Below are 19,414 nucleotides of genomic sequence, written 5' to 3'. Positions count from 1 at the left end.
AGCCACCGGCGACGGGGTCAGACGGAGATGAGCTGGAAGCTCGCGCCGTTCGGGTCCTGGACGGCGACCATGCGGCCGTACGGGGTGTCCTGCGGCTCGCCCTGGACCGTGCCGCCCAGCTCGCGGGCGCGCGCGGCGGAGGCGTCGACGTCGGCCGAGCCGAGGTAGACCACCCACGACGGCGTGCCCTGCTCGCCGAGGTCCGACGTCGCGTCGTAGATCCCGGCGTAGGAGTCGTCGCCCTCGCCGTGCGTGGTGTAGCGGTAGCCCTCGTCGTTCGGCATCTCGTGCGCGTCCCAGCCGGCGACGTCGCGGTAGTACGCGACGGCGCGGTCGTAGTCGTTCGTCCACAGCTCGAACCACGCCGGCGCGCCCGCCTCGGCGACCGTGCCGAAGCCCCGGTGCTCGTACGCCTGCCAGAAGGCGACGGGCGCACCGGTCGGGTCGACGGTCATGAGGAAGCGACCCTGGCCGGGCACGTCGTCGGGCGGCAGCAGCACGGTGCCGCCGTGCTCGCGGACGCGCGCGGCGGTGGCGTCGGCGTCGGTCGACCACAGGTAGACGCCCCACGCGGCCGGCTGCGTCTCGTCCATGAGCGGACCGACACCCGCGACCGGTGCGCCGCTCAGCAGGAACTGGCCGTAGTTGCCGAACTCCTCGCCAAAGCTCATGTGCTCCCAGCCGAAGAGGCCGGTGTAGAACGCGACCGCGGCGTCGAGGTCGCGCGCGCCGAGGTCGATCCAGGCGGGCGCGCCCTCGGGCAGGTCTCCGCGTGCGGGCATGGTGTCCTCCGTGTGGCTCGGGTGGTGCGAACGTGGTGCTGACCCCCGCCACCCCCCGGACTCATCGCTGTGAGCGGAGCTTTGGCCCACTTACACGCCTCGAACCGGGCCAAGAGTCCGCTCGCAACGTCAGGACCAGCGGCGCTCCAGCGCGGTGAGGACCCGGTCGACGCTCGAGCGGATGCCCCACCGCTCAGCGAGCGCGTCGAGCGCCTCCGGGTCGTGCGGCGCACGGGGGAGCGCGTCGTCGACCTCGTCGACCGGCGCGTCCCGGGCGACCTGCACGACGACGGGCGCGACGTCGAGGTAGTCGCTCGCCTCGCGCAGCCGCGCGCGCTGGGACGGCGTGAGGCCGGGCGTGCCGTCGGCGGCCGCGGCCCGGATCGCGTCGAGGTCCCCGAACGTGGTGAGGAGCTTGACCGCCGTCTTCTCGCCGATGCCCGGGACGCCGGGCAGGCCGTCGGAGGGGTCGCCGCGCAGGATCGCCATGTCGGCGTACGCGGCGCCGGTCGGCAGGCCGTACTTCTCGGCGAGCTTCGCCTGGTCGACGACGTCGGGGTCGCGCACCCCTCGGGCCGGGAACAGCACGCGCACGCCCGCGGCGTCGTCGACGAGCTGGAAGAGGTCCCGGTCGCCGGTGACGATGTCGACCCGCCGCGTGGCGCCGTCGGGCACGGGGCGCGACGTCTCGCGCGCGACGAGCGTGCCGATCACGTCGTCCGCCTCGTGGCCCGGCGCCCCCACGCGTGCGATGCCGAGCGCGGCGAGCACCTCGACGATGACGGCGATCTGCGGGGTCAGCGCGTCGGGCACCTCCTCGACGTCGGGCACGCCCGGCGGGGTGGCCTGCGCGACGCGGTGACCCTTGTACGAGGGGATCGCCTCGACGCGGAACGCCGGCCGCCAGTCCTCGTCCCAGCACGCGACGAGCCGGTCGGGCCGGTGCTCGGTCACGAGGAACGCGATCATGTCGAGCAGGCCGCGGACCGCGTTGACCGGCTTGCCGTCGGGGGAGCGGAGCGTGTCGGGCAGGCCGAAGAAGGCGCGGAAGTAGAGGCTCGCGGTGTCGAGGAGCATGAGGCTCATGCGCACAGCCTCCCACCCCCCACCGACGAGGTGGCGCGCGATGTGGCGAGGTAGCGCGCGAGGTCGCGAGGTAGCGCTCGCGATGCCGAGGTAGCGCTCGGGACCGCGAGGTAGCGCGCGATGTGGCGAGGTAGCGCTCGGGAGGTGCGCGCGCTCGAATGAATCGGTCGCTGCGCTCCCTCTGCTCTCGCGCGCACACCTCCCGAGCGCTACCTCGTGGCGTGCGGCGCTACGTCGGCGGATCCTGCGCTACTTCGGCCAACCGTGCGCTACTTCGGCGAATCCTGCGCTACGTCGGCCAACCGTGCGCTACCTCGGCGAATCCTGCGCTACCTCGCGAGGGGGAGGAGGGTGACGACGGTGAGGCCCGCCGCGACGGCGGCCACGCTCACCACCAGGGTGCTCAGCGCGTGCAGCACGGCGAGGCGCACGCGCCCGGCCTGGAGCAGCGTCGCCGTCTCCACGGACGCGGTCGAGAAGGTCGTGAACCCGCCGCAGAGCCCGACGGCGAGCAGCAGCCGCCAGTGCTCGCCGGCCGGCGACCAGCCGGCCAGCACCCATCCGGCCAGGAGCCCGACCACGAACGACCCGACGACGTTGACCGTCCACGTGCCCCACGGGAAGCCCGAGGGCCGCCGCGCCCGGACGGTGTCGGCCACCCAGAAGCGGGCCGCGGCCCCGACGCCGCCGCCCAGGGCCACGAGCAGCACGTCGACCAGCCCGCTCACCGGCCGCCCCCGCGCAGCAGAACCCCGAGCGTGCTCGGCGGCGTCCGGCGCCCGGCGGCGAGCCCCGCGAGCGCGGCGGCCGTGCCGAGCACGAGCGATCCGGCCGCGTACCCGAGCGCCACGCCCCACGCGCCGGAGGCGAGCAGGCGCTCGAGCTCGAGCGCCAGCGAGGAGTACGTCGTGAACCCGCCGAGCAGCCCGGTCCCGGCGAACAGGCGCCACCGGCGCAGCGCGAACGTCTCGGGGCCGCGCATCGCGACGGCCTCGAGGAGCCAGCCGAGCAGGAACGCGCCGACGACGTTGACCGCGAACGTCGCCCACGGCCACGACCCGGCGTCCCACGGCAGCGCGAGCGCCACGGCGTACCGCAGCCCCGACCCGACGGCGCCGCCCATCGCCACGAGCCCCAGCAGGCGCACGTCGCGGTGCGGGGGCCGGGCCGGTGCGCTCACGCGCCCATGATGTCAGGGCGCGCCGGACGTCAGTCGAGGTGGTCCGGCAGCCCGAACCGCGGGAACCACGAGGCGGTGTCGAGGAACGCCGTGATGCCCGTGACCTTGCCCGTGCCGTCGTGCTCGAGCACGGTCAGCGCCCACGGGCTCCACCCGCCCGCCGGGTCCGGCCTGTACTGGCCGAACGCGGGCGACCCGTTGGCCCGCACGCGCAGGCACCGCGAGCCACGGCAGCGCGCGCCGGGGCCCTCCATCCAGCGCACGATGTCCTTCGGCCCCTGGACCCACAGCGTGTAGGGCGGCATGTTGAGGACCGCGTCCTCGCGCAGCAGCCGCACGAGCGCGTCCATGTCGTAGCGCTCGAAGGCGTCGAGGTACCGCTCGAGCAGCTCGCTGTCCGCCGCGGACCAGGACTCGGCCCGCTCCGCGTCGGCGGCGTCGTCGAGCCGCAGCGCCTTCGACCCGAGCGTCGCGCGCGCCCGCTGGAGCGCGCTGTTGACCGACGCGACCGACGTGTCGAGCAGGGTCGCGACCTCGGCGGCCGACCACCGCAGCACCTCGCGCAGCACGAGCACGGCCCGCTGCCGCGGCGGCAGGTGCTGCAGCGCAGCGACGAAGGCCAGCCGGATCGACTCGCGGCCCACGGCCATGTCGGCCGGGTCGCCCTCGCGCGGCAGCACCGCGTCGTCGGGCACGGGCTCGACCCACCGCTCCTCGGGCAGCGTCTCCCCGAAGTACTCGGCCTCGGCCGGCTGCGGACCGCCGAGCCCCATGGGGCGCTCGCGCCGCTTGCTCGAGCCGAGGTGGTCGAAGCACACGTTGGTCGCGATGCGGTAGAGCCACGAGCGCAGCGAGGACCGGCCCTCGAACCGGTCGTACGCACGCCACGCGCGCAGCAGGGTCTCCTGCACGGCGTCGTCAGCCTCGAACGCGCCGCCCAGCAGCCGGTAGCAGTACCCCGTGAGCTCGCCCCGGTACGCCTCGAGGAGCGCACCGACGTCGGACTCGCGGGTCTCCGGTACGTCGACGGTGTGTGTCACGTCTCACACCGTACGTCCGCCCACCGACAGTCGTCTTCCCCCTCGAGGAGGACTCAGCCGGACCGCGACCCGTCCCACGACGGACGCTGCAGCAGCGGCCCGGCGAACGGGATGGCGCCCGTGACCGGGTCCTTGCGGACCTTCTCGATCGCCCCGGTGAGCGGGTGCGACCCGCGGTCGATCTCGAACCACACGGTCTTGCCGGCGCCGGCGTCCGCGTGCCGCCCGACGGCGTCGGAGTCCTCGTGCTTGTCCACGCCCCACCGCGAGGCCAGCCGCTCGAGGAACAGCACGCCGCGCCCCGACAGGTCGTGCGGCTCGGGCGACTTGAGCTCGGGCTCGCGCGTGCACCCGTCGCGCACGCCCACGCGCAGCCGCCGGTCGTCGACCTCGACCGTCACCGTGATGGGGGCCCTGCCGTGCTCGAGCGCGTTGGTGAGGACCTCGCTCGTCAGGAGCATCGCGGTGCGGCGCTGCTCCGAGTCGACCTCGCAGCACTCGAGGACGTCGTCGACCCAGCGTCGCGCCGGGCCCAGGTCGGACAGCGAGTCCGCGACCCGCCGCTCGGCGCGCGCGTGGCCCGCGGGCGACGGCCAGCCGGACGGCACGGGTACGCGGACGCGCACGGCGAGCACCGCGACGTCGTCCCGCTGCCGCGACCCGACGAGCCCCTTGACGAGGGAGCGCGGCAGCGCGGCCGTCGCCAGGCCCTTCGACGCGGCGAGCACGCGGCCGAGCTCGGCGATCCGTGCCGACATGAGCGTGCCGCGCTCCTCGACGAGCCCGTCGGTGTACAGCACGAGCGTGTCGCCCGGGTGCAGCCGGGCCGTGTGGTCGGTGCGGGCCGTCGCGGGCTGGATGCCGAGCATGAGGTCGGCGCGCGCGGCGAGCTGCTCGACCCGCCCGTCGGACCGGAGCACGAGCGGCGGCGGGTGCCCCGCCGTCGACCACGTGAGCGTGTACGAGCGGTCGCCCGGCAGGGCCGCGGCAGCACCGTCCGACGCGGGCGCGTCGCGGTCGAGGCGCGCGACGACGGCGGTCGCGGTCGCACGCGGGCCCAGCTTCTCGTTCGCGCGGTCGAGCAGCGTGAGCAGCATCGCGGGCGACTCGTCGTGGCTCCACGCCAGCGCCCGCAGCATCGAGCGCAGCTGACCCATCTGCGCGGCGGCGTGCACGTCGTGCCCCGACACGTCGCCGATCATGAGCAGCGCGGCGTCGTCGTCGAGCACGACCGCGTCGTACCAGTCGCCGCCCACCTGGTCGGTCCGCGCGGCGGGCGAGTAGGTCGTCGCGATGTCGAGGTGCGCGACGGCGGGCGCCGCGGTCGTGAGCAGCGCCTCCTGGAGCGTCGTGGCCACCTGGCGGCGCGTCTCGAGCAGCGCGACGCGCTCGAGCGCGAGCGCGACGTAGCGCCCGAGCGCGGCCTCGAGCATCGCCGCCTCGGCGTCGTGCTCGCGCGGGTGCTCCCACACGCACACGACGACGCCGATCACGCGCCCGCTCGTGACGACCGGCAGGAACGAGCGCGCCCCGGTCGACACCAGCCCGATCGGCGCCATCGACGGGTACGAGGCCACGAGCGCGTCGTGGTCGCGGAAGTGCAGCGGCTGCGCGGTGCGTGCGACGTGCGTGTCGGGCCGCGGCTCGTCGAGCCGCGGCGAGCGCAGCTCCTGCCCCGGCTCCTGGCTGCCGACGGTGACGTAGGTGAGGTGGCGGCGGTCGTCGTCGACGAGCGCGAGCGAGACCCAGCGCGCGCCCGTGCCCTCCCCGACGGCGTGCGCGAGCGCGTCCTCGACCTCCTCGACCGTGCTCACGCCCGCGAACCGCTCGCTCAGCCCGAGCAGGAAGCGCGAGCGCCGGTGCGCCCGGAACGCCACCTGCTCGGCGAGCCGTGCCCGCTCGCGCTCGGCGCGCAGTCGCAGCTCGCTCGTGCACGCGGCGGCGAGGTCGGAGAGCGTGGCGAGGTCGACGTCGGTCCACACGCGCGGCGCCCCGTCGACCGCCCAGAGCGCCCCGACGGCGTGGCCGTCGCCGTCGTGCACGGGGAACGCGGCGAACGCCGCGACACCGAGATCGTGCACGGCGTCGAGGTCGACGCGCGGGTCGTGCTCGACGTCGCGCACGACGACGGGCGCGCCCGTCCCGACGACGAGGGCCGTCACGGGCTCGGCGACCCGTGCCACGCGCTCGGCCTGCGTGGACACGGGCAGGCCCACCGCGCCGGGCAGGACGAGCTCGCCCCGGGCGCGCAGCACGACGGCCGCGGCGATGACGTCGAGGTGCCGGTGCACGAGCCGTGCGACCCGGTCGAAGACCTCGTCGGTCACGCTCGCGGCCGGGCCTCGACCCGCCTGGGCGCCGACGACGAGGGGCTCCGTCACCAGGCCAGTATGGACGCCGCCGCCTCAGACCTCCAGGAGCCCCCGGCGGGTCGCCACGGCGACCGCCTCGGCGCGCCCCGAGACCCCGAGCTTGGCCAGCAGGTTCGACACGTGCACGCTCACCGTCTTGGTCGAGATGTAGAGCCGCTCGCCGATCTGCCGGTTGGACAGCCCCTGGGCCACGAGCGCGAGCACCTCCTCCTCGCGCTCGGTGAGGGCCGACGTCGCCTCGCGCCGGACGCCGGGCAGCGGCAGCCGCGCGCGGCGCGCCCAGGCCAGCAGCGCGTCAGCGAGCGGCCGTGCGCCCATGTCGCGGGCCTCGCGCAGCGCCTCGGCCGCCTCGAGCTCGGCCGCGTTGCGGTCGCCCGCGGCGCGCAGCGCCTGCGCCCAGCGGAAGCGCGAGCGGGCGACCTCGTAGCGGTACCCGAAACCGAACTCCCGGACCGTCGCCTCCCACAGCGCCGGGTCGGCCGGCTCCCCGCCCGTCGCCGCGACGAGCCGGGCGTGCTCGGCCTCGGCGCGCCGGAGCCACGCGCGACCCTCGGGGCCGAGGCTGCCTCCGCGCGGCCGCCCGCGCCGGGCCGTCTCCTGCGCGACGGCGAGCAGCGCGTCGCCGTGCGCGCGCCGCTCTGCCTGCTCGGGCGCGTCGGGGGCGGCGGCGGCCTCCTCGGCCGCGCCGGCCAGCGCGGCCAGGGCGAGCGCCGAGATCCAGATCCGGCCGAGGAAGTACGTGCTCCACACGGCACCCAGGTGGTCGGCCACCTCGTGCGCGAGCTCGACGGCCTCGTCGTACCGGCCGGCCCACGTGAGCGCGTCGACGCGGCAGCCGCCCGAGGTGAGCGCGATGAAGCCGTCGACGTCCCACCGGTCGCGCATCGCCTCGGCGCGCTCGATCGCGTCCTCGTCGCCGCGTGCGACCGCCGCGTACAGGTGCGCGCCGGCGAGGAACACCGCCTCGGACGACGGCACGCCGTCGAGCGGGTCGGGCTCGTCGAGGTGCCCGCGGAAGTACCGGACGATCTCCGTGAGCTGGTGCATCGCCGAGCCGTACGAGCTCCACGACATCCCGGTCTCGCGCGCCCGGTCGAGCCCCCGGCGCAGCACGTCCTCGGCCTCGTCGACGTGGCCGGCGTAGAACCACGTCGTCGCGAGGTTGTACCAGCAGCGCAGCTCGGTGCTGAGGCTCTCCGCGTCGACGGCGCGTGCGAGCGCGGTCTCGAGGAGCCGCGCGGCGGTGGCCGGGTCGCCGACCTCGAGGATCGCGAGCGACGCGAGCGCGTCGGCCTCGGGGCCGGGCGCGCCGGCCGCGCGCGCGACGTCGACCGCCTGCTCGAGGTAGGCGCGCGCCTCGTCGTCGGCGTCACGGATGAGCTCGACGCGGCCGCGCACCGCGAGCGTCCAGGCGAGGTCCGCCGTCGGCTCGGCGGGCAGCACCTGCAGGGCGAGCACCGTCTGCTCCGCCGCCCCGCGCGGATCCTCGACGTCGAGCAGGTAGCGCGCCAGGTTGTGCCGCACACGGGCCTGCCGCTGCGGGTCGTCGCGCAGCGCGTCGACCGCGCGCCGCGCGAGCTGCTCGGCGCGCGTGCGCTGGCCGCTGCGCGCCGCCGCCCCGGCCGCCCGGAGCGCCACCGCCACCCGGTCCCGCCCGAGACGCGCCTCGGCGTCGGGCACGACCTCCCACAGCGACAGCACCTGCTCGAGGTGCCGCAGCTCCTCGGTGGGGGCGAGCAGGTCCCGCGCGCGCTCGGCGGCCTCGGCCGACGCGACGAGCGCCGTCGGCAGGTCGTGCGCCTGCTGCGCGTGGTGTGCGCGCTCGGCGGCCGACCCGAGGCCGGGCTCCGCGAGGAGCGCGGCGAGGTAGGCGCGGTGCATCGCGACGCGCTCGCCGGGCAGCAGGTCGAGGTAGAGCGCCTCGGCGAGCAGGGCGTGCCGGAACGCGAGGTGCGTGCCCTCGACGCCGAGCACCTGGTGCGCGACGGCCTCCTGGAGGGCGGTCGCGAGGACCACCGGGTCCTCGAGCCCGCGCATGCGGCCCGCCGCGGCTCGTAGCAGGTCCTCTCGAACCTGGCGCCCGGCCACCGACGCGAGGCGCACGAGCTGCTGGACCGCCGGCTCGAGGCGCTGCATCCGCGCGTGGAGCACGTCGGCGAGCGACCAGGGCAGGTGGCCGGACTCGAGGCCCGCCGACACGAGCTCCTCGGCGAAGAACGCGTTGCCCTCGGACCGGCGCAGCACCTCGGCGAAGTCCCGCTCGGGCAGGGGGGCGCCGCTCAGCGCCGTCGTGAACTCGCGCAGCTCGTCCGCGGTGAACGGGTCGAGCTCGACGTGCTCCACCCGCTCCTGGCGGTGGAGCTCCGCCAGGAGCGGGCGCAGCGGGTGCCGGCGGTCGACGTCGTCGCTGCGGTACGTGACGACGAGCAGCAGGTGCTCGGACCGCAGCCGCGTCACGAGGAAGCGCAGCACGTCGCGCGTGGACGGGTCCGCCCAGTGCACGTCCTCGATGACCAGCACCAGCGGGGCGCCGGGCCGCCCCGCCGCCGCCAGCGAGCTCGCGATGCCGTCGAAGAGCTGCAGCCGCTCGGCGTGCTCGCCCGCCTCGCTCGCGCCCGGACCCGCCGGGTCGACCAGCCGGGCGAGCGCCGGGCGCTGCGCGACGAGCTGCGCGACTCCGGCCGCGACGTCGTCGGACCCTGCGCGGGCGGGCGACGTCGCGTGCGCGGCAGGACGGCGCAGCTGCGCGAGCGCCTCGCTGAAGGGCAGGTACGGGATGCCGACCTCGCCCAGGTCGACGCAGTGAGCGACGACGACGCGCGCCCCGGCCTGCTCGGCCGTGGCGGCGAGGTGGCTCACGAGCCGCGTCTTGCCGACGCCGGCGTCGCCGCCCACGAGCAGCACGCCCGGCTCGCCCGCGGCGGCACGCTCGAGCGCCCGGCGGAACCCTGCGACCTGGGCCTGGCGGGCGACGAGCGGGATGCGGGACGACCGGCGCACATCGCGATCGTCCCACCCGCCACCGACAGCCGCCGAGGGCATTTCGCCCAGGGCGTGCTGCGCCGACGTCGTCATCGGGCGCTCAGGCCGCGCGACGCGCGAGGCGCTCGAGCCGCAGGGCGTCGAGCGCTCCTTCGATCTGCGCGGCCCGGCGCGCGGTCGCCTCCGGACGGGCCTCCACCCGGCGCACCGCGTCGCGTCGCCGCGTCGCGAGCCGTGCCCGCAGGCGCGTCCACGGCCCCGGCGCCCCGTACGAGCGTGCCGCGCGCTCGCGGCGGTACTCGAGCTCCGCCTCCAGGGCGGGTCCCCACAGCTGGTTCATCGTCTCGTCCCTCTCCTCGTGATGTACCTCCACGGTCGTCCTGAGGTGGGGGTCCGCGGATCGGGCGATCGCCCATACCTGCAGGTGCGGGTACCTCAGACGCGTGCCGGAGAGGGGTGAGGTACGTCTGAGGTGGCTCTGTGGGCGCGCCAGCCGTTGCGACCTACGTCACACCGGTCGCACACTGGAGGGACCGGACCGATACGGGGGTGGACTCGTGGCTGGATCTGTTGCAGGAACGTTCGACGCCCTGCCGATGCTGGGACGTGGCAAGCACCGCAACCCGAAGAAGGGGGCGTGCTTCATGGAGCTCGCGTCCTTCCTCGCGGGCGAACGGTGGAGCGACCACCCGCAGTGCACGCACCCGCTGCTGGCGATGCTCGCGCGCGCGGTCAACGACCTCACGTCGGACGAGGCGCGCCCGAAGCTGGCGCCGCTCATCCCGTCCGTCATCGGGCTGACGAGCGACGACCCGCACTGGGACGTCCGCATCGCCCTGCGGGCCGCGCAGACGGCCCTGCCCGTGGCCCCGGCGGACCGGCAGCAGACGCTCGCGGTTGCGATCATCGGGGCGGAGCGCATGCTCGACGTGCTCGACGAGCGCCCGCCCGGGACGCTCGCGCCCGAGAGCGAGGAGGCGCTCGCGGCCGTCCCGCGGACCGCGGAGTGGGCCCGTCGCTTCTGCGAGGGCACGCACGTGCGGCCCAAGCGGTTCGTGCGCGACGCCGCCCCGTCGGTCGTGTCGACGGCGGTCCAGGGCATCAGCGAGGCGTTCGTGCCCGACGTCGACGACCGGCTCCGCGAGCTGCTCACGGCGACGATCGAGGACGCGCGCCGGTGGGCCGGGCGCTCGGACGACGCGCCGCCCGCGCTCGCGCCCGAGGTCTGGGCGCCGGTGGTCAAGCCCGCCGCGGCGGAGGTCTGAGCGAACCCGTCCGGCGCGCGACGTCACGAACGCGCGTGCGCGGGCGCGCCGCCGCGGCGTGCTCGTGCACCCGGCCGGGCCGCCCGCTCACCCGTTCCGCGGCCGTCGTCTGGTAGACCGGGAGTCGTGACCGACTCCCCGCTGGACCAGCTCACGCTCGACGAGCTCCGCCGTCGGACCTCCGTGAAGTGGCGCGCGTACCCGCCCGACGTGCTGCCGATGTTCGTCGCCGAGATGGACGTGCCGCAGGCGCCGTTCGTCATCGACGCGGTGACGCGCGCGCTCGTCGACGGCGACACGGGGTACGACGTCGGCACCACGTACGCCGAGGCGCTCGCACCGTTCGCGGAGCGCCGGTGGGGCTGGGTGCCCGACGTCGGCACGAGCCGCACGCTGCCCGACGTCATGGTCGCCATCGTCGAGGTCCTGCGCGTGCTCACCGCGCCGGGCGACGCCGTCGTCGTGACCCCGCCCGTCTACCCGCCGTTCTACGCGTACGCGCGGACCGAGGGGCGGCAGGTCGTCGAGGCGCCGCTGCGCGACGGTCGTCTCGACCTCGATGTGCTCGAGGCGGCCTTCGCGGAGGCGACGGGTGCGGCGGCGCACGGCTCCGGCCCCGGCTCGGGCCGCCGGGCCGTGCTCCTGCTGTGCAACCCCCACAACCCCACGGGCACCGCCCACACGCGCGCCGAGCTCGAGGCCGTGCTCGCGCTCGCCGACCGGTACGGCGTGCGTGTCGTCGCGGACGAGGTGCACGCCCCCTTCACGTTCGAGCGGGTGCCCGACGGCGGCACCTCGGCCCCGTTCGTGCCGCTGCTGTCCGTGCCGGGCAGCGAGCGGGCGATCGCCGTGCACTCGGCGTCGAAGGCGTTCAACCTCGCGGGGCTGCGCGCGGCGGTGGCCGTCGCCGGGCCCGGTGCGGCGGACGACCTGCGGCGCATCCCCGAGGTCGCGGGCCACGCGGTCAACCACGTGGCCGTGCTCGCCCACGCCGCCGCCTACCGCGAGGGCGACGCGTGGCTCGACGCCCTGCTGGCCGGCGTCGCGCGCAACCGCGCCGTCGCGACGCGGCTCCTCGCCGAGCAGGCGCCCGCCGTGCGCGTGCAGCCCGCCGAGGCGACGTACCTCGCGTGGCTCGACCTGCGCGACGCCGTGCCCGACGGCGAGGACCCGCACCGCCTCCTGCTGCGGCGGGGCAAGGTGGCGCTCGCGGACGGCCGCACGTTCGGTACCGGGGGAGCGGGGTGGATGCGGCTCAACCTCGCCACGACGCCGGAGATCCTCGCCGACGGCGTCGGGCGCGTCGCGGCCGCGCTCGCCGAGGCCGCCTACCGTCGCGGGTAGTCGGGCGCGGGGTCGACGCCGAACGCGTCCTCGAGCGTCACGAACCCGCCGTGGTGCACGTAGGCGGCGAGTTCGGGGCCCACGTAGCGCAGGTGCCAGGGCTCGGGGCGGTACCCCGTGAGCGCCTCGCCGCCCTCGGGGTAGCGGACGACGAAGCCGTGCTCCCAGGCGTGGTCGGCGAGCCACCGGCCGAGCGCGGTCGAGCCGACCTCGGTGAACCGCACGCCCTCGGCGGTCACGTCGGCGGCGAGCCCGGTCTGGTGCTCCGAGTGGCCGGCACGGGCGGAGAACTCGTCCGCCGCGTCCGGGCCGTGCTGCCGCACGTACCGCGCGTAGAGCTCCTGCTGGTAGGCGTAGGGCCGGTAGCCGGAGGCGAGGACGAGGCGCTGCCCCGTCGCGGCGTGCGCGGCGGCGGCGAGCCGCTCGAGCGCCCGCGCCGCGACGGGCCGCAGCTCGAAGTGCCGGTCGAAGGTCGGGACGTCGGGCGTGACGAGATCGTCGGGCGCCCAGTCGACCGGGTCGAGCGGGCGCTGCTTGTTGACGAGCACCTGCGGGCTCGCCGGGTCGTCGCTCGGGGCCCACCGTGCCTCGACGCGCTTGACCGGGGTGGTCGCCGCGGCCGCGGTGGGGGTCGCGGGCAGGTGCAGGCGCCACCACGTCACGGGTCGCTCGGCCCAGTGCGACGTGAGCCGCACGGTCAGCCTGGCCGCGTGCCCGGTGTCGAGCCGCAGCGTCGAGCGCGTGACCCACGCGCCGTCGACCCGCTCCTGCAGCTCGACCGTGCGGCCGAGCGCGGGCGTCACCGTGACGACGTCGGCCCACACCGTCCCCGCGCGGCGCACGTCGTGCTCGCGCCACGACGACACCGACGTCGGGGTGGGGGCGTGCGCGGCCTGCGCGGCCACGGTCCCGGAGACGACCAGCGCCGCCGCGATCCCCGCAGCGGCCAGTCCTCGTCGCACGCGCATGCCCCCAGACTGCCATCCGGCCGCTAGTCTCACCAGGGTGCGCCGTCGCTCCCGCCTCGTGCTGACCTGTGCCCTCGTCCCGGTCGCGGCCGTGCTCGCGGCGTGCACGGGACCCGATCGGCCGCCGGCGTCGGACGCGGCGACCGCGCTGGCCGCCGCGCTGCAGGAGGGCGACCTGTCCGGCGTCGAGCTCGTCGTGTCGACGTCGTCCGACCCGCAGACCCAGCTCACCGAGGTCCTCGAGCCGCTCGTCGAGACCACCGGTGAGCGCGAGCGCGCGGTGCGCGTCGCGGAGGTGGGCGACGTGGTCGAGGGCGAGGACGGCACGGTCACCGCGTCCGCGACGCTCGCCTGGAGCTGGCAGCTCACCGACGCCGCACGCTGGGAGTACACGACGACGGCGGACCTCGCGTTCGCGGAGCCGTCCGAGGGCAGCGACTCGCCCGGCCGGTGGCAGGTCGTGTGGGAGCCCGACCTCCTCGTGCCGGACCTCGCCGGCGGCGAGCGTCTCGACGTCGACCGGCTGCGCGCCGAGCGGGCCGAGATCCTCGACGGCGCCGGCGAGCCGCTCGTGACCGAGCGCGCCGTCTGGCGCATCGGCATCGACAAGATGCACACGGAGCCCGAGGTCCTCGAGCCGGCCGCGCGGGCCGTGGCCGAGCTCGTCGGGCGCGACGCCGACGAGTTCGTCGCGCAGGTCCAGGCCGCGGGCGAGAAGGCCTTCGTCGAGGCGATCACCATCCGCCAGGAGAACCCGGGCACCCACTTCACGGTCGAGGACGCGCGCGAGATCCGCGGCGTCGCCGTCATCCCGTCGACCATGATCCTCGCGCCCACGAGCACGTTCGCGGCGCCGATCCTGGGCCGCGCCGGCGAGGCGACCGCGGAGATCGTCGAGGAGTCCGAGGGCCGCGTGCGCGCCGGCGACATCACGGGCCTCTCGGGCCTGCAGCGCCAGTACGACGAGCAGCTCGCGGGCGTCGACGGCATCGCGGTCAACGTCGTGCCGGCCGAGGCGGCGGCCGAGGGCGAACCGGGGGAGGACGACGTCGTGCGCGTCGCGTTCTCGGTCGAGCCGGTCCACGGGACGCCGCTGTCGACGACGTTCGACGTCGCCCTGCAGGGCCACGCCGAGGAGGTGCTGTCCGACGTCGGGCCCGCGAGCGCGATCGTCGCCGTCCGCCCCTCGACCGGCGAGGTGCTCGCGGCCGCGAGCGGACCGGGCGGCGAGGGCTGGTCGACCGCGACGCTCGGCCAGTACCCGCCCGGCTCGACGTTCAAGATCGTCGACGCGCTCGCGATGCTGCGCGCGGGCCTCACGCCGGACTCGACGGTCGAGTGCACGTCCACCCTCACGGTCGACGGGCGGACCTACCGCAACGTGCCGGGGTACCCGAGCTCGGCGCTGGGGCAGGTGCCGCTGTCCACCGCGTTCGCGCACTCGTGCAACACGGCGATGATCGCGCAGCGCGACGTCGTCGACCAGGGCGCGATCGCCGCCGCGGCCGCCGACCTGGGCCTCGGCGTGCCGTCGGCCGTCGGCGCGCCCGCGTTCCTCGGCGAGGTGCCCACCGAGGCGAGCGGCACCGCGCACGCCGAGGCGATGATCGGCCAGGGCGAGGTGCTCGCCTCGCCGCTCGCGATGGCGACGGTCGCGGCGAGCGTCGCCGCGGGCGAGCGCGTGCAGCCCGTGCTCGTGCGGCCCGACGGCGCCTTCGCGGCCACGCCCGAGGAGGGCGCCGACGACGCCGCGTCGGCCGCGGCCGGCACGTCGGCGCCGAGCGACGTCGCGCCGTCGGGCCTCACCGCGGACGAGGCCGCGACGCTGCGCGACCTCATGCGCGGCGTGGTGACCGAGGGCAGCGCGTCGGCGCTCGCCGACGTGCCGGGGATCGTCGGCGCCAAGACCGGGACCGCCCAGTACGGCGACGGGTCGCGCCAGCACGCGTGGATGGTCGCGATCGTCGACGACCTCGCGGTGGCCGTGTTCGTCGAGGACGGCGAGCTCGGGTCCACGACCGCCGGCCCGCTCCTGGGCGAGTTCCTCGCCGCCCTCTGACCCCCGGGAGGACGTCAGCGGGTGAACTCGTAGCCGGCGTCCTCGCACAGCGTGCGGAACGCGGCGGCCGCCTCGGCGACCTGCTCGGGGTTGCCCGCGCCGTTCGACAGCGCGTTCTGGAACGGCACCTGGATCGCCGCGAGCGCGGGCGTGGTCTCGTCGTTCGCGTAGAGGAGCAGCGACTGGAGGCGGTCGCGCACGACCGTGACCTGGACGCCGCCCTCCTCGTCGAGGCCGCCGAGCTCGGGGCCCCAGGTGGTGACGCGGTGGTCGACCGAGTACTCGCCGCCGTCGTAGTAGCCGGCGCAGGTCTGCACGGTGCTGATCGGCTCGGGGCCGGACTCGGTGGGCGCCTCGGGGACCGAGGCGGAGGCGGAGGGCGACGTCGCGGCGCCGGGCTGGTCAGGGCCGGCGCAGGCGCCGAGGAGTACGACGGAGAGGGCCGCGATCGCGGCAAGGTGCTTGCGCATGGCAACGATTCGACCCCGCCGCGCCGCGCGCCGCCAAACCCGGAGGCCCGGGTGTGCCGGGTCTCACACGTCCTCGGCCACGTCCTCGGCGGGCGCGCGGTCGACGGTGACGGTGCGGATGCGTCGCTCGTCGAGCCCGGTGACCGTGAGGCGGTGGCCGTCCGCCTCCACGACGTCGCCCACCTCCGCCAGGCGTCCCAGCTCCGCCAGGACGAACCCGCCGACCGTCTCGTACGGGCCGTCGGGGAGCTCGATCCCGGACGACCGGGCGAACTCCTCGATCGTGAGCCCCGCGTCGAAGGTGCCCTCGGCGTGCACGGTGGCCTGCGGGTCGTACTCGTCGCGGATGTCGCCCACGAGCTCCTCGATGAGGTCCTCGAGCGTGACGATGCCGTCGGTGCCGCCGTACTCGTCGACCACGACCGCGAGGTGCGTCCCGGTGCGGCGCAGGAGCGACAGGGACGGCAGCAGGCGGTTCGTCACGGGCAGCTCGAGCACGGGCCGCGTGACGTCGGCGACGGTCCGGGCGCCGCGCCGCGGCTGCAGCAGGTCCCGGATGTGGACGAAGCCGAGGATGTCGTCGAAGTCGTCCCCGGTCACGGGGTAGCGGGAGAAGGGCGCGGACCGGGCCTGCTCGGCCGCCTCGTCGAGCGCCGTGCCGGCCGCGAGGAAGACGACCTCGCCGCGGGGACGCATGACCTCGCCGAGCGACCGGTCGGACGCCGCGAAGACGTCCTCCAGGATCTGCCGCTCGTCCTCGGGCAGGCCGCGGTGCGAGACGACGAGCGAGCGCAGCTCCTCGCCGCTCATCTCGTCGTTGCGGACCGTCGGGTCGCCGCCGAGCAGGCGCACCACGGCGTCGGTCGACCGGGACAGCAGCCAGATCACGGGCCGCATGAGCGTGGCGAACCGGTCGAGCGGCGGCCCGACGACCAGCGAGAACTGGGTCGAGCGCTGCAGCGCGATGCGCTTGGGCACGAGCTCGCCGAGCACGAGCGACCCGTACGCGATGAGCAGCGTCAGGCCGAAGAGCGCGGCCGTGGACGCCAGCGCGTCGGGAAGGCCCAGCCCCGCGAGGAGGGGCGCGACGTCGGGCGCGAGCGTCGACGCGCCGTACGCGGCGGAGAAGAACCCCGCGACCGTGACGCCGATCTGCACGGCCGCGAGGAACCGGTTCGGGTCGCGCGCGACGGCGGCCACCCGCCGCCCGCGCGCGCCCCGCTGCTCGAGCTGGTCGATCTGGCTCTCGCGCAGGGACACGAGCGCGAACTCGGTCCCGGCGAAGACGCCGCCGACGAGGATGAACAGCAGCACGAGGCCGACGTTCGCCCAGGTTTCACCGTCCACGTCAGGCCTCCGCCGCCCGGGCGGACGCCGCTCCCTGCGCCACGGTCCGCGGGAACAGGCGGGCGAGCACGTCCGCCAGGGTCAGGACCCGGACCTCGTCGCCGTCCACGGGCACGACGGCGAGGTGGCTGGCGGTCTCGCGCATCCGCGTCAGCGCGCCGTGCAGGGGCGTCGCGGGGTCGAGCTCGAAGACGGGCCGGACGGCCTCGGTGACCGGGGCGTCGTCGTCGAGCAGCAGCGTGTCGCGCACGTGCACGACGCCGGTCGGGCGGGTCGCGCCCTCGCGCCGGACGAGCAGGCGCAGGTGGCCCGAGGTGCGCGCGAGCTCGCGGACCTCGCGCGCGGGCGCGTCGTGCGCGACGGCGACCGGCGCGTCGTGACCGGCGACGAGGTCGGCCACCGTGTCGCGCCGCAGGTCGAGCGCGCCCGACAGGTGCGCCCCGTAGGTCGCGTCGAGCGCCCCGACGTTGGCCGAGTGCTCGACCAGGTGCCGCAGGTCCTCGGGGCTCTGCCCGGTGGCCATGTGGGTCACGGGCTCGACGCCGACGCGGCGCAGGCACCAGTTCGCGGCCTCGTTGAGGGCGACGAGCGCCGGCCGGGTCACGACCATGAAGGCCCGCATCGGCAGGGCCAGCAGCGTCGCGGACGCCTCCGGGTGGGCGATGGCCCACGACTTGGGTGCCATCTCGCCGACCACCAGGTGCAGGAACGTCACGACGACGAGGGCGAGGGCGAAGCCCACGACGTCCGCGACCCAGTACGGCGCCCCCCACCCGGCCACGACGGGCGTGACCCAGTGGTGGATGGCGGGCTTGGTGGTGGCGCCGAGCGCGAGCGTGCACGCGGTGATGCCGAGCTGGCTGCCCGCGAGCAGCACGGTGAGCTCCATCGAGCTGCGCAGCGCCGCACGCGCCGACCGGCTCGTGGACGCGGCGTCCTCGAGGCGGTGCCGGCGGGCGGCGAGCAGGGCGAACTCGACGGCCACGAAGAACGCGCTGAGCGCGATGATGCCGGCCGTGACGGCCAGGACGACCCAGGGGTTGCTCATCGCTCGTCCTCCGTCGTGGAGAGGGTGACCCGCAGGCGCGAGGGCACGTGCCGCTCGACCTCCAGCACCTCGAGCCGCACGGTCTCGGGCTCGGGCGCCTCGGTCAGCGCGAGGTGCGCCGGGTCGGACGGCAGCTCGACGGCGACGACGTCGCCGACCTCAGGCAGCGAGCCGTGGGCCGCGATCGCCAGCCCGGCGAGCGTCTCGTAGTCGCCCTCCGGCAGGTCGCGGCCGATCGCGCGCTCGACCTCGTCGACGTGCACGTCGCCGGCCACGAGCCAGGCGCCGTCGTCGTGCGGCACGACCGGCCGCAGCTCGTCCTCGTCGTGCTCGTCGGTGATCTCGCCGACGAGCTCCTCGGCGATGTCCTCGAGCGTGAGCACGCCCGCGAACCCGCCGTACTCGTCGACGACGCAGGCCATCTCGTTGCGCGTCGCGGACAGCTCGCGCAGGGCGTCGGGCAGCGCCATCGTCGTGGGGAGCACGAGGGCGGGCCGCAGCAGGTCCGCCGCGGTCGTGCCCGCGGGCCGGTCGCCCGTGAGCAGGTCGGTCAGGTGGACGACGCCGAGCACGTTCTCGTCCCCGTCGAGAACGGGGTAGCGCGAGTGGCCGCCGGCCATGAGCTCGCGTACGCGCGCCAGCGGGGTGTCCGCCTGCACGACGTCGACGCGGGCGCGCGGGATCATCGCGTGCTCGACGTCGCGGCGCGGGAAGTCGAGCACGCGGTCGAGCAGGACGGACAGGTCGGGCGGCAGGTCGCCGCTCTCGCGCGAGTCCGCGACGATGTGCTCGAGGTCGCGCGCGGTCGCCGAGTGCTCGACGTCGTGCACCGGCTCGATGCCGAGCAGCCGGAGCAGGGCGTTCGACGCGGCGTCGAACACGCGCACGAGCCAGCCGAACGCCGCGAGGTACGCGTTCGTCGACCGGGCGAGCCAGAGCGCGACGGGCTCCGGGCGGGCGATGGCGAGGTTCTTCGGGAGGAGCTCGCCGAAGAGCATCTGGATGAACGTCGACGCGAGCAGGGCCAGCACGGTGCCGACCGCGACGCCGACGCCCGTCGGCACGCCGACGCCGCCGAGAGCCTCGCCGAGGGCCTCGCCGACGAGCGGCTCGGCCACGTACCCGACGAGCAGGCCCGTGACCGTGATGCCGAGCTGGGCGCCCGAGAGCATGAACGAGGTGCGCCGGGTCACGTCCAGCGCCCGGCGGGCCGTCGCGTCACCCGCCTGCGCCCGCGCGCCGAGGCGCGAGCGGTCGACCGCCATGTAGGCGAACTCCTGCGCGACGAAGTAGCCCGTCGCGGCGGTGATGGCCAGGATCACGACGATCCCGAGCAGCAGGGAGAGCACCCAGGTCATCGGTCCCACCTCCTCTGGAGGTGGTCGTCGGCCTGGGTGCTCGGACTACTGTCGCTGTCCATTGCCTTTCCGGGGGTTCGCGGACGGTGCCGACGGACTCAACGCTGCGTGCG

The 19,414-nt window shown here is 75.8% G+C and carries 16 protein-coding genes; 3 read left to right on the top strand and 13 right to left on the bottom strand.

Features of this window, described 5'->3' with window-relative positions:
* Positions 1-17: 17 nt before the first annotated feature.
* From ISOVA_RS14660 to ISOVA_RS14625, 8 genes are all read right to left on the bottom strand, one after another.
* Positions 18-782: a VOC family protein gene (locus tag ISOVA_RS14660; RefSeq protein ID WP_013839978.1), complete on the bottom strand. Its 765-nt coding sequence runs from the start codon at positions 780-782 to the stop codon at positions 18-20.
* A gap of 129 nt (positions 783-911) precedes the next feature.
* Positions 912-1,868, bottom strand: coding sequence for a 5'-3' exonuclease (locus tag ISOVA_RS14655; protein WP_013839977.1), 957 nt, complete (start codon positions 1,866-1,868; stop codon positions 912-914).
* Positions 1,869-2,197: 329 nt separating this feature from the next.
* Positions 2,198-2,596, bottom strand: a complete 399-nt coding sequence (gene crcB, locus ISOVA_RS14650; protein ID WP_013839976.1) for a fluoride efflux transporter CrcB — start codon at positions 2,594-2,596, stop codon at positions 2,198-2,200.
* Positions 2,593-3,048 carry a fluoride efflux transporter FluC gene (locus ISOVA_RS14645; RefSeq protein ID WP_013839975.1) on the bottom strand — a complete coding sequence of 152 codons (456 nt, stop codon included), beginning with the start codon at positions 3,046-3,048 and terminating at the stop codon, positions 2,593-2,595. Before ISOVA_RS14645 ends, crcB begins: the two co-directional genes overlap by 4 nt.
* 29 nt (positions 3,049-3,077) lie before the next feature.
* On the bottom strand, positions 3,078-4,088 hold the full coding sequence (locus ISOVA_RS14640; RefSeq protein WP_013839974.1) for a sigma-70 family RNA polymerase sigma factor: 1,011 nt from the start codon (positions 4,086-4,088) through the stop codon (positions 3,078-3,080).
* A 53-nt stretch (positions 4,089-4,141) separates the two neighbouring features.
* On the bottom strand, positions 4,142-6,469 hold the full coding sequence (locus ISOVA_RS14635; RefSeq protein ID WP_013839973.1) for a SpoIIE family protein phosphatase: 2,328 nt from the start codon (positions 6,467-6,469) through the stop codon (positions 4,142-4,144).
* Positions 6,470-6,493: 24 nt separating this feature from the next.
* Positions 6,494-9,460, bottom strand: coding sequence for a helix-turn-helix transcriptional regulator (locus ISOVA_RS14630; protein ID WP_041294929.1), 2,967 nt, complete (start codon positions 9,458-9,460; stop codon positions 6,494-6,496).
* A gap of 82 nt (positions 9,461-9,542) precedes the next feature.
* Entirely contained in the window at positions 9,543-9,782 is a 240-nt protein-coding gene (locus ISOVA_RS14625) for a hypothetical protein (protein WP_041294928.1), read from the bottom strand.
* Positions 9,783-10,038: 256 nt separating this feature from the next.
* Here ISOVA_RS14625 and ISOVA_RS14620 point away from each other — a divergent pair, with 256 nt between their 5' ends.
* Both ISOVA_RS14620 and ISOVA_RS14615 read left to right on the top strand, forming a co-directional pair.
* Positions 10,039-10,707, top strand: a complete 669-nt coding sequence (locus ISOVA_RS14620) for a hypothetical protein (RefSeq protein ID WP_013839970.1) — start codon at positions 10,039-10,041, stop codon at positions 10,705-10,707.
* Positions 10,708-10,833: 126 nt separating this feature from the next.
* Positions 10,834-12,051 (top strand): MalY/PatB family protein, encoded by a 1,218-nt coding sequence (locus ISOVA_RS14615; protein ID WP_013839969.1) that lies wholly within the window; start codon positions 10,834-10,836, stop codon positions 12,049-12,051.
* On the opposite strand, the gene ISOVA_RS14610 is transcribed toward ISOVA_RS14615, so the two are convergent.
* Positions 12,036-13,019, bottom strand: coding sequence for a M15 family metallopeptidase (locus tag ISOVA_RS14610; RefSeq protein WP_013839968.1), 984 nt, complete (start codon positions 13,017-13,019; stop codon positions 12,036-12,038). The two genes, ISOVA_RS14615 and ISOVA_RS14610, sit on opposite strands and share 16 nt — an antisense overlap.
* 37 nt (positions 13,020-13,056) lie before the next feature.
* On the opposite strand from ISOVA_RS14610, the gene ISOVA_RS14605 reads away from it, so the two are divergent.
* Positions 13,057-15,078, top strand: a complete 2,022-nt coding sequence (locus tag ISOVA_RS14605; protein WP_041294927.1) for a penicillin-binding transpeptidase domain-containing protein — start codon at positions 13,057-13,059, stop codon at positions 15,076-15,078.
* Between the two features lie 14 nt (positions 15,079-15,092).
* Here the strand turns inward: ISOVA_RS14605 and ISOVA_RS14600 are convergent, their stop codons facing one another.
* From ISOVA_RS14600 to ISOVA_RS14585, 4 genes are all read right to left on the bottom strand, one after another.
* Complete coding sequence (locus tag ISOVA_RS14600; RefSeq protein WP_013839966.1) at positions 15,093-15,548, bottom strand: hypothetical protein; 456 nt, start codon at positions 15,546-15,548, stop codon at positions 15,093-15,095.
* Positions 15,549-15,611: 63 nt separating this feature from the next.
* Positions 15,612-16,895: a hemolysin family protein gene (locus tag ISOVA_RS14595; protein ID WP_013839965.1), complete on the bottom strand. Its 1,284-nt coding sequence runs from the start codon at positions 16,893-16,895 to the stop codon at positions 15,612-15,614.
* 1 nt (position 16,896) lies between these two features.
* On the bottom strand, positions 16,897-17,943 hold the full coding sequence (locus ISOVA_RS14590; protein ID WP_013839964.1) for a CNNM domain-containing protein: 1,047 nt from the start codon (positions 17,941-17,943) through the stop codon (positions 16,897-16,899).
* Positions 17,940-19,301 (bottom strand): hemolysin family protein, encoded by a 1,362-nt coding sequence (locus ISOVA_RS14585; RefSeq protein WP_013839963.1) that lies wholly within the window; start codon positions 19,299-19,301, stop codon positions 17,940-17,942. The genes ISOVA_RS14590 and ISOVA_RS14585 overlap by 4 nt, the downstream gene beginning before the upstream one ends.
* Positions 19,302-19,414 lie beyond the last annotated feature (113 nt).

The organism is Isoptericola variabilis 225 (genome assembly GCF_000215105.1).
GTDB classification, from domain to species: Bacteria; Actinomycetota; Actinomycetes; order Actinomycetales; family Cellulomonadaceae; genus Isoptericola; species Isoptericola variabilis_A.
This window is presented reverse-complemented; position numbering and strand designations above follow the sequence as displayed.